Annotated in this window: 11 protein-coding genes and 1 tRNA gene; 7 read left to right on the top strand and 5 right to left on the bottom strand. The window is 54.9% G+C overall.

Annotation, left to right across the window (positions count from 1 at the left end):
• The 3 genes from WCC56_RS06185 to WCC56_RS06175 all read right to left on the bottom strand — a co-directional run.
• Positions 1–812: c-type cytochrome (locus WCC56_RS06185; RefSeq protein ID WP_424691534.1), on the bottom strand; the 812-nt coding region annotated here is incomplete at its 3' end.
• Positions 809–2,575 (bottom strand): GMC family oxidoreductase, encoded by a 1,767-nt coding sequence (locus WCC56_RS06180; RefSeq protein WP_424691533.1) that lies wholly within the window; start codon positions 2,573–2,575, stop codon positions 809–811. The genes WCC56_RS06185 and WCC56_RS06180, both read right to left, overlap by 4 nt.
• Before the next feature lies 1 nt (position 2,576).
• Positions 2,577–3,332: a gluconate 2-dehydrogenase subunit 3 family protein gene (locus WCC56_RS06175; protein ID WP_424691532.1), complete on the bottom strand. Its 756-nt coding sequence runs from the start codon at positions 3,330–3,332 to the stop codon at positions 2,577–2,579.
• 218 nt (positions 3,333–3,550) lie between these two features.
• Between WCC56_RS06175 and WCC56_RS06170 the strand changes: the two genes are divergently transcribed.
• Together WCC56_RS06170 and WCC56_RS06165 are read left to right on the top strand one after the other, a co-directional pair.
• On the top strand, positions 3,551–4,609 hold the full coding sequence (locus tag WCC56_RS06170; protein WP_424691531.1) for an FUSC family protein: 1,059 nt from the start codon (positions 3,551–3,553) through the stop codon (positions 4,607–4,609).
• A gap of 155 nt (positions 4,610–4,764) precedes the next feature.
• Positions 4,765–5,085 carry a DUF496 family protein gene (locus WCC56_RS06165; RefSeq protein WP_424691530.1) on the top strand — a complete coding sequence of 107 codons (321 nt, stop codon included), beginning with the start codon at positions 4,765–4,767 and terminating at the stop codon, positions 5,083–5,085.
• Positions 5,086–5,112: 27 nt separating this feature from the next.
• On the opposite strand, the gene WCC56_RS06160 is transcribed toward WCC56_RS06165, so the two are convergent.
• A complete protein-coding gene (locus WCC56_RS06160) occupies positions 5,113–6,180 on the bottom strand; it encodes a LacI family DNA-binding transcriptional regulator (RefSeq protein WP_424691529.1) in 1,068 nt (355 codons plus the stop codon).
• Positions 6,181–6,353: 173 nt separating this feature from the next.
• Here WCC56_RS06160 and WCC56_RS06155 point away from each other — a divergent pair, with 173 nt between their 5' ends.
• The 4 genes from WCC56_RS06155 (at position 6,354) to WCC56_RS06140 (ending at position 10,738) form a co-directional block, all read left to right on the top strand.
• The gene (locus WCC56_RS06155; RefSeq protein ID WP_424691528.1) at positions 6,354–7,790 is read left to right on the top strand and encodes an EmmdR/YeeO family multidrug/toxin efflux MATE transporter; all 1,437 of its coding nucleotides are present in this window, start codon (positions 6,354–6,356) and stop codon (positions 7,788–7,790) included.
• A gap of 28 nt (positions 7,791–7,818) precedes the next feature.
• A complete protein-coding gene (locus tag WCC56_RS06150) occupies positions 7,819–9,048 on the top strand; it encodes an MFS transporter (RefSeq protein ID WP_424691527.1) in 1,230 nt (409 codons plus the stop codon).
• A 153-nt stretch (positions 9,049–9,201) separates the two neighbouring features.
• A complete protein-coding gene (locus WCC56_RS06145; protein WP_424691526.1) occupies positions 9,202–10,086 on the top strand; it encodes a siderophore-interacting protein in 885 nt (294 codons plus the stop codon).
• A 13-nt stretch (positions 10,087–10,099) separates the two neighbouring features.
• The gene (locus tag WCC56_RS06140; RefSeq protein ID WP_424691525.1) at positions 10,100–10,738 is read left to right on the top strand and encodes a DUF998 domain-containing protein; all 639 of its coding nucleotides are present in this window, start codon (positions 10,100–10,102) and stop codon (positions 10,736–10,738) included.
• An 89-nt stretch (positions 10,739–10,827) separates the two neighbouring features.
• Here the strand turns inward: WCC56_RS06140 and WCC56_RS06135 are convergent.
• Positions 10,828–10,903, bottom strand: a tRNA-Asn gene (locus WCC56_RS06135).
• Between the two features lie 291 nt (positions 10,904–11,194).
• Between WCC56_RS06135 and WCC56_RS06130 the strand changes: the two genes are divergently transcribed.
• The coding region (locus WCC56_RS06130; protein ID WP_424691524.1) for a Gfo/Idh/MocA family protein at positions 11,195–12,193 on the top strand (999 nt) is incomplete at its 3' end.

Genomic DNA, 12,193 nt, shown 5'->3' with positions numbered 1-12,193 from the left:
AGATCCTCATCACGCCAGTGCTGCGTGGAGTTCTTCACCGCATCAGCCATCGGCCCGGAAGCGATGTCATAACGGTTCACACCCGTACGCAGATAGCTGACGATATCTTCCTGCGTCCATTTGCCTAGACCGTCATGCTCATTGCTGGTCAGATTCGGTGCCCACCACCCTTCAACCACGGCACCCGAGAGAAACTCGCTGTTCTTGTCTCCACCTAAAACGTTCTTCGGCGTGTGGCAAGTTCCGCAGTGGCCCAAGCCTTCAACCAGATAAGCACCGCGATTCCATTCAGCGGATTTGCTCATATCCGGCTTGAATTCCCCCCGATCAAAGTTCATCCAGTTCCAGACTATCAGGCTGGTACGAACGTTGAACGGGAAGGGCAGCTGGTTGGATTCCACTTCCTGATGAACAGGTTGCAGGCTCTGCAGATATGCCCAGAGATCGGCGTTATCCTGACGGGAGACTTTGGTGTATGCGGTAAAGGGCATTGCGCCATAAAGACGTTTGCCACCATGGCCCACGCCTTCAGACATGGCGCGCTGGAAGTCATCAAAACTCCAGTTGCCGATCCCGGTCTCGCGGTCTGGGGTAATGTTAGCGCCGACCAGCTTACCGAAAGGGGTGTTAAGACCAACGCCCCCGGCGAACGGTTTTTTCGGATCAACGGTATGGCAGGCCGTACAGTCACCCAGCGTGGCGATGTAACGGCCACGTTCAATCTGATCGTATTCCGGCTGCGCCCAGGCCTGAGAGACGCTAAGCACGGAGAGTGAGATCGCAGCTAGTGCGAAAAGCGTGTGCTTTTTCATGCGGTGATCATCTCCCCAGGGCGTTTCAGATAGTGCTGACGGATATCGTGGGCGGCTTTAAAAGCTAATGCGCCAACGGTGCCTGTAGGGTTATAGCCGGGATTTTGCGGGAAGGCGGATGCGCCAACCACAAACAGATTCGGCACGTCCCAGACCTGCAGATGCTTATTCACCGAACTGGTAGAAGGATCGGCACCCATGACAAAGCCGCCACAAACGTGGGAAGACTGATAGGGCACGCTGTTCCAGTGTCCGCTGGTGGGTTTCGAGACCAGCTGACGCGGGTTCATGCTTTTGGCAATTTCCGCCACTTTACCGGTGCAGTACTGCGCCATCCGCAGATCGTTTTCCGGGAAGTCGAAAGTAATGCGCAGCAGCGGGCGACCGTGAGGATCTTTGTAGTTTGGATCCAACGACAGATAGTTGGTGCGCTGGGTATAGCTGCTGGCCTCACAGCCGATGGACAGGGTGCTGAGGTAGTTGTCCACCGTGGCCTTCTTCCAGGCCGATCCCCATTTTGGTGTACCAGGAGGAACCGGACGGCTGTTGATTGGGGCGGCACCGATTGGCGTTACCCGGATACTGCCGCCGCCGAAGAAGCCCAGCCCGCTGTGGTCGAAGTTATCGTTGTTAAAATCATCGATACCCATGCCGACGGCACCCGCACCGATAAACGGGTTAAAGTTCTTATTGTCGAAGAACAACGTCACGCCGTTCGCCGTCTGATAGGCGTAGTTGCGGCCGGTGGTGCCGGTATTGGACACCGGATCGTAAGCTTTACCGATGTTGGAAAGCAGCATCAGACGCACGTTTTCGAAGGTGTAGGCCGCCACAATCACCAGATCGGCAGGCTGTTCCCATTCGTCCCCGCTGGAGTCGATAAAGGTGACGCCGGTGGCTTTCTTACCGGTGGAGTCAGTCAATACCTGCATCACTTCACTGCTGGTATGCGCGGTGAAATTAGGTTTGCGCATCAAGGCTGGCAGAACGGTGGTGATGGCACTGGCTTTGGAGTAGTTAGCGCACCCGTAGTTAGTGCAGAAGCCACAAAAAGTGCAAGGCCCCATCGTCACGCCATAGGGGTTGGTGTAGGCCTCAGAAACCAGTGACGAAGGCACGGCAAAAGCGTTGTAGCCCATATTGCGGGCCGCTTCTGCAAACAGCGTCGGACCGTAAGGCTGTTTCATCGGCGGAGTAGGGTATTCACCAGAGCGGGAGCCTTCAAACTGATTGCCGCCTTCCTGCTTCACGCCGTTCAGTACGCCTGCTTTCCCGGAGGTGCCGGCAACGCGTTCAAACTGCATATAGTGCTTTTCAATCTCATCCCACTCCATGCCCCAGTCCTGCAGCGACAGATCGGAAGAAATAGCATTTGCACCGTAACGTTCGGTCAGGTGGCTGCGCAGGCGGAACTCTTCCGGTTGGAAACGGAAGGTAATGCCTGCCCAGTGGTTACCCGCGCCACCCGTCCCGTTACCTGGGTGAAAAGAGCCCCAGCTACGCATTGGCAAAGCGGTTTGTGAAGGATTGTTACGCATGGTGCAGGTGTTCTGGCGGGTACGCAGCATCAGCTCTTCACGCTGAACATAACGCAGCTCATCGGTCACGGTGGCCACGTTAAAGTCTCGTGCGGTATCGCGCCACGGACCACGTTCGATCCCGACAATGCTCAGCCCTTCGTCGGCCAGTTCATTGGCAATGATCGAGCCAGCCCAGCCCAGGCCTATGACCACTACATCAGTTTTCGGCAGTTTGGTCGCCATATCAGGATCCTTTTTTCTGGGTTGGCAAATCGGCAATGCCGACCGGTTGCAGCTTCAGGTCTTCGTTATGGCGGCCAATATAGTCGCGATAATCATAACGAGCGCCAGGGAAGCCCAGCATCTTCCAGGAGACCATGCCCTTGTTGCCGCCATAAATAGGGTCGGCAAAGAAGCCTTCCATCGCGTTACTCAGAACCTGTGCAAAGAAGGAGGCGCTGTCATAAGCGTCCAGCGCGATCTTGCCGTTCTCCAGACCCTGCAGCGTTTCGTCCTGCTGGTCGGCGGTCAGGTCTTTAAAGGCTTTTTGATGGGTAGACTGGCAATACTTGTTGAGGGCGGCGATGCCAAGACGGTAACGCTGGCGGGGAACCAGCGGGGACTGATCTCCCTGCTCTGGAACCCCCTTTTCAAAAGGGCCTTCCATATAAAGTCGTTCAAAGGTGCCGTAAAAACCGTGCAACTGGCGATCGATAAAGACGGTACATCCGGCTTCTTTCCCGCCCATGCTCAGCTCATCCGCCGGGATCAGGCGGTCAACGATGGCATCTATCGTGGCAGCTTCTTCCTCGGTGAAAAACAGCAGGGCCTGCGAATCGAAGGTTTCGGGTGGGTTATCTGAAAACGGTGTCCAGCTTGGGGCTCCGGTCAGCGTTACGGCTTTGGCAACGCCGGTGGCGGTAGCAGCGATTGCCCCGGTCGACCATGTCAAAACCTGCCGTCGGGTGACACCGGGCAGTGTTGAAGTAGGTTTGCGCATTGAGCTTCCTATTGTTCCAGTCTGTAAAGTTATATCTAAAGTGTAAAAATATGAGCAAGTAGACAGTATTATGTATAACAGATGTTGTTGTTTTGTTAATTAGTGTTATTCCTTAAAAGATGTAAGGAAATACCTCACCAAAAATAGTGCAGAATCAATAACGGCGCTTTTTTTGATCGGGTATGATGCCCAGCTTCAACTGACGTCAGGAGAACTGAGTGCGCCCGGATAAGCCGTTATCGGCCTTCGAATTCACCCTCTACCGCAACTACCGTACCGTGCACGGCATCCGAATTGCGCTGGCCTTCGTGCTGACCTTTCTGCTGGTGCGCCTGCTGGAGATCCCGGAAGGGACCTGGCCGCTGATTACGCTGGTGGTGGTAATGGGGCCGATCTCCTCCTGGGGAAACGTCTTTCCTCGTGCGTTGCAACGCATCGGCGGCACCATCTTTGGCTCTGTCTCGGGCCTGATTGCGCTGAAGCTTGAAGTTATCTCCCTGCCTGTCATGCTGGTCTGGTGCACCATCGTGATGTTTCTGTGCGGCTTTCTGACGCTAGGCAAACACCCTTATATGGCGCTGCTGATTGGGATTACGCTGGCTGTGATCTGCGGAGCGCCGCCCGGAGACCTGACCACGGCGTTATGGCGTGGGGGCGATGTGATCTTCGGATCGCTGCTGGCACTGCTGTTTACCAGCATCTATCCTCAGAAAGCCTATACCCACTGGCGCATTAAACTGTCGGACTCTTTACTGGAAACCGCCAAAATTTATCACGCCGGTTTTTCGCCAAACCTGGTCGAGAAGCCCCGGCTGACGCGGCCATTACAGCGGTTGTTAACTGGCGTGGTAAAAATGCGCGCGCTGATTGAGCCGTCCAGCAAAGAAACCAAAATTCCCCGTTCGGTGTTTGAAGGTATCCAGACGCTGAACCGCAATATGGTCTGTACTCTGGAACTGCAGCTGAATGCCTGGTGGAACTCGCGCGAGAGCCATCTGATCCTGCTGAACGCACCGGCACTGCGTCATACACAAGAGATGACCGAGAGCACGCTGCGCAAACTGTCGAAAGCTATCGTGGAAGGCAACACCGACAAAATCGCCTCTTACAGTGGCGAGCTGGAGGAGATAAGCCGTGAGCTGCGGCAGTTGATCAACGAATATGGCAGCGATGAACGGGTGGAAACGGCTATCCACGGCTACGTCTGGCTGAGCCTGGAGATGGCGGGGCAGCTAGAAAGATTGTCTGATTTAATGCGGCTGGTCTTGCGTAAATAAGCGATATGCAACAACTTACTGCGGGAAACAGTCGTTCGCGTTAAGATAAGGTCCGACTCTACAATTTCAAAATTGCCCTTGGCCGCGGTGAGCCGCTAAGCTGAGAGCTACGATAATGACGCCTGTGCGAACAGGCCTAAATGAAAGGTGTCTTCATGGAAAATGCAAAGCAATCATTTCAGGACGTGCTGGAGTTCGTGCGGATGTTCCGTCGTAAGAACAAGCTGCAGCGCGAGATTCACGATAACGAAAAGAAAATTCGTGATAACCAGAAGCGTGTCTTGCTGCTCGATAACCTGGGCGAATACATCAAACCGGGCATGAGCATTGAAGCCATCCAGGAAATCATTGGCAGCATGCGTAGCGATTACGAAGATCGTGTTGATGACTACATCATCAAAAATGCCGACCTGTCGAAAGAGCGTCGTGAACTGTCGAAAAAACTGAAAGTGATGGGCGAGCCTAAACCACAGTAAGGCTCTCTGCTGACTTTCTAAGGGCGATCATCGATCGCCCTTTATTTTGCCTCCAGCAAGGCGAGTCCGCTGAAGTTCTGCCGCATTTGCCAGCTTAGTTGGCGGGGCTGCGGTGGTTTCTCTGACAATCAACTCGGTAGCAAACGGCCGCATCAGCGCCGGATTTTCCCCCTCGCTAAGCGTCTGCACCAGCCAGTCTACGCTACGTTCCCCGAGCTTTTTACTGTCCTGACGAACCGTGGTTAACGGCGGCTGATACCATGCGCTCTCTGCCGTGTCGTCGTAGCCCACCACCGAAATATCCGCAGGGATCTGCAAACCGGCCTGATGGATCGCCCGCAGCGCGCCCAGAGCCATCTGATCGTTAGCGACCAAAAGCGCGCTGGGCAAGTCAGGCCCTAAAAGAGCCAGTGTGGCACGATAGCCCGACTCTGCGCTCCAGTCACCGGTCAGTTCACTGTGCGGCGTTAGCTGATGCTCATTTAACACTTTCAGCCAGGTTTGATGGCGCGCTTCAGCCGCCACCGAGTTCTTTGGCCCATTGAGCAGGGCGATTTTTCGGTGCCCCAATGACAGCAGATGCTCAATTCCCTGACGTGCGCCTGTTTCGGCGCTGAACTGGCAAACCGGCACCGGCGCGTCGTCAGGCACATCCAGAAACAATCCCGGAACCTGACCGGCGATAGTGGCTATTTTGCTGGCACCTGGAGTGGTCAGCGGCAGGTTAATCAGCAGGGCATCTACGCGCTGTGCCAGTAACTCCTGCACGGCAACTTCGGCACCCTGATCCCCGGCCATCGCAATCACCAGCCGGTAGCCCAAAGTGGCAGCGCGTTGCTGAATAGCGGAAGCCATCTGTGAAGGGGCAAACAGAGCCAGATCGCTGGTAGCAAGACCGAGGGTGCGGGCGTGTTTCCCAGCCAACTGCTGCGCCACGCGATTGGGAACATAATTCAGGGCGACCATCGCCGATTCCACTTTCAGCCGGGTTTTTTCAGCCACGCTGGCAGAATGGTTCAGCACGCGGGAAACCGTCTGATAAGAGACTCCGGCGGCGGCGGCAACATCATCCAGCGTAACGGAACGGGGCTTCATGGCTTTCTCCTGAAAATCGTCGCGGCAGTTTAGCAATAAAGCCCGCAGGGAGCGGAGACTTCTTTCACCGCTAACCGCCTTTTTGTGCAGCGCGAAGAAAAAGACTTTGCATATTTGTCAGGCTTTTACCATCATCAATCAGGTCTACTTACCTTTTCCTGGCTGGAACTACCTTGCAAAATTTCAGAGTTTCTCTGCTGCAGGCGATCAAAAATACCGCGTGGTATCCCAAAAGACGTTCCTACCGGGTTTTGTTCTGGCGAGAGATCACTCCGCTGGCCGTGCCGATCTTTTTCGAGAACCTTTGCGTCCTGTTGATGGGGGTGCTCAGCACCTTCCTGGTCAGCTGGTTGGGCAAAGAGGCGATGGCTGGCGTCGGGCTGGCAGACAGCTTCAATATGGTGATCATCTCCTTCTTCGCCGCCATCGATCTGGGCACCACGGTAGTGGTCGCTTTCAGTCTGGGAAAACTCAATCGCGAAAGGGCGGAAGCCGCGGCCAGACAGTCGCTGGTGTTAATGACGCTGTTTGCGGTGCTGCTGGCGCTGCTGATTGAGTTCTTTGGTGTCCAGATTATTGATGTCATTGCAGGCAGCGCTGAACCGGCGGTAAAAGCCCTTGCCCTCGACTATCTGACGATCAGCGCCTGGAGTTATCCTGCGGCGGCTATAGCCTTAATTGGTTGTGGTGCGCTGCGCGGAGCAGGCAACACTAAAATTCCAATGTTGATCAACGGCGGAATGAACATTCTGAACATCGTGATCAGTACCGCGTTGATCTACGGCTGCTTTGGCTGGAAAGGATTAGGCTTTGACGGTGCGGCGGTGGGCTTAACCATCTCTCGTTATATTGGCGCGTTGGCCGTCATCTACGTGCTGATGATCGGCTTCAACCCACGTTTAAAAATTACCCTAAAAAGTTACTTCACCCGCCTGAACACCAGCATCCTGATGGAAGTGTTGGGGATTGGCGTGCCTGCCAGTATCGAATCGGTGTTGTTTAACGGCGGCAAACTGTTGACCCAAATCTTTGTGGCCGGGATGGGCACAGACGTGATAGCGGGTAACTTTATTGCCTTCTCGATAGCCTCCATGATTAACCTGCCGGGTAACTCGCTGGGGTCAGCTGCCACCATCATTGTGGGGACGCGATTAGGTCGAGGGCAGTTGCTGCAACCGGAGCGCCAGCTCAGGCATATCTTCTGGCTTTCAACGATTGGATTATGCGCTCTGGCGGCAATCACTGTGCCGTTCGCCGGGATCCTCGCCTCCTTCTATACCAAAGAAGATGACGTGATTCAGGTAGTGAAAATTCTGGTCTGGTTAAATGCGGCGTTTATGCCTTTCTGGGCGGCATCGTGGGTCTTGCCCGCCGGGCTGAAAGGGGCACGAGATGCACGTTTCACCATGTGGGTCTCGCTGCTGGGTATGTGGGGAGCCCGAATTGTGGCGGGGTACACGCTCGGCGTAGTGTTGGGCTTCGGCGTGGTCGGCATCTGGCTTGGCATGTTCCTGGACTGGATCGTTCGCGGAGCCTTCTTCTGGCGCCGTCTGAACAGCGGCCGCTGGTTGTGGAAATACAGAAAACCTGCCGCTTCATCTGCGCAGTAAAATAAAAACAGTCAGGTAAAAGAAAGCTATGCACTCTTCTTCACCCGCCAGGGCGGATTCCCTGTTCCAACACCGTTCGTTTGTCGCGTTCTGGCTGGCCCGCACCACCTCCAGCTTTGGTTTTCAGATGCTCTCCATCGCGGTGGGCTGGCAGATCTATTCGATTACCGGCCGGGCCTGGGATCTCGGGCTGATTGGTCTGGTGCAATTTTTGCCTGCCGTCTTGCTGGCGTTGCCCGCAGGGCATGTTGCCGACCAGTTCGATCGCCGAAGAGTGGTGCTTTTCGGGCAGATAACCGAGTGGATAGCCATTGCGGTGCTGGCTGGATTGACGCTGGCACAGCGAACGGATGAGGTCATTATCCTTGGGCTGGTGTTCATTATCTCGGTAGCCAGAACGCTGGAAGCTCCCTCGCTGCAGTCGATGCTTCCTGCGCTTGTGCCTTCGGCAATGCTTGCCCGAGCAACCGCTGCGAACGGGGCTTCGATGCAAACCGCTTCAATGCTAGGCCCGGCGTTGGGCGGTTTCCTCTACGTTGCTGGTCCTGGCGTGGTCTACGTCACGACTGGTGTTCTCTATTTGATCTCGATTGTGATGGTCAGCCGTCTGCGTTATGAGCATGCGCCGCCAAAAAGGACGCCAGCGACCTTTGAAAGCGTCTTCGCGGGCGTGCGGTTTATTCGTAACCGGCCTGATGTCCTTGGGGTGATCTCGCTGGATCTGTTTGCCGTCCTGCTGGGTGGGGCGACCGCATTACTGCCTATTTTCGCCAAGGATATTCTGCATACCGGGCCATGGGGGCTGGGACTATTGCGCGGTGCTCCAGCAGTGGGAGGGCTGTTGGTGGGGTTCTGGCTCAGCCGCCGCACCCTGGAGCGCAACGTTGGCATGACGATGTTTGCTTCTGTGGCCGGTTTTGGCGTGGCGACGCTGATTTTTGCGCTGTCGAAGGAGCTCTGGCTATCGATTCTGGCGCTGTTTGCGCTGGGCGGGTTTGATATGGTCAGCGTAGTTATCCGTGGCTCGTTGGTTCAGTTAGATACCCCTGACGAGATGCGTGGACGGGTTAGCGCGGTGAACTCCATTTTTATCAACACTTCCAACCAGCTTGGTGAGTTTGAGTCAGGCATGTTAGCGGCCTGGCTTGGCGCTGCACCTGCCGCAGCGGTCGGCGGGATTGGTACGCTGATTGTGGTAGGGCTGTGGATGGTGTGGTTCCCTGGGCTGCGTCGCCGCCAGCGGCTGCATAACGAGTAAATTGATAGCAATCTGCTGCCCTGATGTCAGGGCGATGTGAAGAGATGCGATCATTTTCATCTTTTAAATGATAATGATTATCGTTATATTGCAACCAATAAAAACCGCCAGACGGTTAACACATCGCACTACCTTCCCTACAGGAGCAGCACCATGGCCGCGGGTTACCGGATATTTAACGTTACGCTCAAACAACGCATACAGGTTACGCCTTCCTTACTGCGCTGTGTGTTCACCGGCGACGATGTGCTGAAGATGAAGCACGAATCCCCCGATCAGCGCATCAAGCTAATGTTTGCCGGTGAAGACGGTTCCTGTCCGGCGATGCCGGTCAGCGAAGGGTGGTATCAGGATTATCTGGCCTTGCCAAAAAACCAGCGTCCGGTCATGCGGACTTATACCCTGCGGGAATTGCGCCGCGAGCAAAAAGAGATCGACGTGGAGTTCGTGCTGCACGGCGAAACGGGTCCTGCTTCGCGCTGGGCGATGCACGCAGGAACCGGGGCTAAGATGCAAATTGTTGCCCCTAACGCGGCTTCTCCGGAAGACAGCGGCGGCTATGAGTGGATTTGGCACGATGGCATCCACCAGGCGTTACTGATTGCCGATGAAACCGCTGTGCCTGCGGCCGTGGGCATTCTTGAGCAACTGGCAAAGTTGCCTGAACCGCCGAAAGTGCAGGCATTCTTCGAAGTGCCGCACAGGGCAGATGCCCAGCAGAATACCTTTCCGTTCGCGGAAATTCACTGGCTGGGGCGCGATGACCACTCAACGCTGGGCGAGCTGCTATTGCAAGCGCTTCGCGACCATCTGACTATTCCAGCCAGCGCCCGGGTCGCAGAGCAATCGCTTGAAAACAAAAGTCTGATTGAAGATGGCATCTGGGAACGTGCGGAAGGTAAGCACGGATTCAATGCCTGGGTAGCAGCAGAGTCGGGAGTGGTGAAAAAGCTTCGCCACTGTCTGATAGATGAATTTCAGCTGGACCGTGAAGTGGTTAACTTTATGGCATACTGGACGCTTGGCCGGGATCGTTAAATAACGGACAGGTATGAACAAGCAATTGCACTGGAAGAAAGTGGGCGCACTCAGTTTTGCACTGGGTGGCCTGTTATATTTGTTGGCCGAGAAAGTCTCTTCCCGCGCCTGGACCACTCCACCGTACTTCTTCAGTAAAAACTACATCAGCGATTTGGGCATTGCTCAGTGCGGCGTGCTGCCTGATGGACGCGATGTCTGCTCGCCTCTGCATGCGGTGATGAACAGTGGTTTCGCTGCGGAAGGGCTGCTTTTCTTCCTCGCTTGCCTGTTACTGCGTGCAAACTTCACCGGGTTCGGGCGGTCTCTCTTTCTGCTGACCGGCCTGTTACATGGCATTGGCGGAGTAACGATCGCATTATTTCACAGCGGCACAGAAGCCAGCGGATTCACTGTGCATCAGGCTGGCGCGATAATGGCTATTGGCGGCGGGAATCTCTGTCTGATTACCGTTGGCTGGTTAGTGCGAAAACGCAGTGGAATACGTGATTACAGTCTGTTCAGCGGAGTGCTCGGCTGCGTAGGTCTGCTCAGCATGTTCCTTATCCCGCTAAACCTGGTTTCCGTGGGGATTATCGAAAGGGCATCGGTTTATCCCATTACCTTCTGGCAGATATTTACCGGGGTGATGTTACTGAAGCTCAGGATATAGGGGGCGATTAAGCCTGGGGCTTTTGTCAGATAATAAGATTCAGACATGAAAAAACCCGCTCAGGTTTCCCTGAGCGGGCTTCTCGAATATGGCTCCTCTGACTGGACTCGAACCAGTGACATACGGATTAACAGTCCGCCGTTCTACCGACTGAACTACAGAGGAATCGTTGGAACGGGGCGCATAATATCTAGCGGGGTGGGGGATGTCAAAGCCTGTTTACTGATTTTGTTCTGACTGCTGAATAAAGCAGCATTTTTCCTAAAATTCCTCAGGTTGGGCGCGTTAGCCGCCCTGTCAGAGTTGCGTAACGTCACGCAACGCCTTTCGTTGTTGCAGCACTCGTTGCAGTCAGTTTCGTCAGAATGATCACGTTTATTTCATTTTGACGTTGTGAAGACTTATTTTGAAATATACATTCCATGCATTCGCATCGTTAACCTGCAAGGAACCTGTATGGAAAAGGTCAGAATTGGACTGATTGGAACCGGTTATATCGGCCGTTGTCACGCTATTGCTTACGCTCAGGCCTCGACAGTGTTTGCGCTGAAAGGTGAAATAGTGCGTGAGATGGTGGCGGAGGTTAACCCGGAAGTGGCGAAGAAACAGGCCGCGTTACTGGGGTTTTCTCGCTCAACGGGTGACTGGCGTGAGCTGGTGGCCGATCCGAATATCGACGTGGTGGACATCTGTGCCCCCAATTTCCTGCATAAAGAGATGGCGCTGGAAGCCATTCGTCACGGTAAGCATGTCTATTCCGAAAAACCGCTGGCGTTGGATGTGGTCGATGCTGAAGAGATGACGCGGGCAGCAGAAGCCGCAGGCGTGAAAACGCTGGTGGGCTTTAACTACATGAAAAACCCGACCAGCCAGCTGGCACAGGAAATTATTGCCCGCGGCGAAATTGGCGAGGTGGTGCATTTTTATGGCACGCACAACGAAGACTACCTGGCGAATCCGAATACGCCGCTGGACTGGCACTGCCAGAAAGCGCTGGCCGGACTGGGGGCATTGGGTGACCTTGCCGCGCACATCGTCAACATGGCTCATTTCCTGGTGGGCAATATCACCGAAGTCTCCGGCGATATGCTGACGGTGATCAAGCAGCGACCCGATCCGAAAGATCCCTCGCTGCTTCGCGATGTGGAAAATGAAGATCAGGCCAGCGCGCTGCTGCGTTTTGCCAATGGCGCCCACGGCGTGATTGAAACCTCACGCATTGCCTGCGGCAGTAAAATGGGGCTGACCTACGTCGTCACTGGCACCAAAGGGACGATTCGCTACACCCAGGAACGTATGGCCGAACTGGAGCTTTATATCCATGATGATCCGGCAGGCCGTCAGGGCTTCAAAACCATTCTGACCGGCCCGGCACACCCGGATTACGCCAACTTCTGTATCTCTGCCGGGCATGGCATCGGCTTTAACGATCAGAAAACGGTAGAGATCCGCGAC

Origin of the sequence: Erwinia sp. (genome assembly GCF_049696395.1) — a bacterium.
Taxonomy (GTDB): domain Bacteria; phylum Pseudomonadota; class Gammaproteobacteria; order Enterobacterales; family Enterobacteriaceae; genus Erwinia.
This window is presented reverse-complemented; position numbering and strand designations above follow the sequence as displayed.

Excerpts from the sequence above, each read along its gene's own strand:
- WCC56_RS06175 (WP_424691532.1), bottom strand. The coding sequence starts at position 3,332 with ATGCGCAAACCTACTTCAACACTGCCCGGTGTCACCCGACGGCAGGTT.
- WCC56_RS06160 (WP_424691529.1), bottom strand. The coding sequence starts at position 6,180 with ATGAAGCCCCGTTCCGTTACGCTGGATGATGTTGCCGCCGCCGCCGGA.
- WCC56_RS06140 (WP_424691525.1), top strand. The coding sequence starts at position 10,100 with ATGAACAAGCAATTGCACTGGAAGAAAGTGGGCGCACTCAGTTTTGCA.
- WCC56_RS06150 (WP_424691527.1), top strand. The coding sequence starts at position 7,819 with ATGCACTCTTCTTCACCCGCCAGGGCGGATTCCCTGTTCCAACACCGT.
- WCC56_RS06165 (WP_424691530.1), top strand. The coding sequence starts at position 4,765 with ATGGAAAATGCAAAGCAATCATTTCAGGACGTGCTGGAGTTCGTGCGG.
- WCC56_RS06145 (WP_424691526.1), top strand. The coding sequence starts at position 9,202 with ATGGCCGCGGGTTACCGGATATTTAACGTTACGCTCAAACAACGCATA.
- WCC56_RS06180 (WP_424691533.1), bottom strand. The coding sequence starts at position 2,575 with ATGGCGACCAAACTGCCGAAAACTGATGTAGTGGTCATAGGCCTGGGC.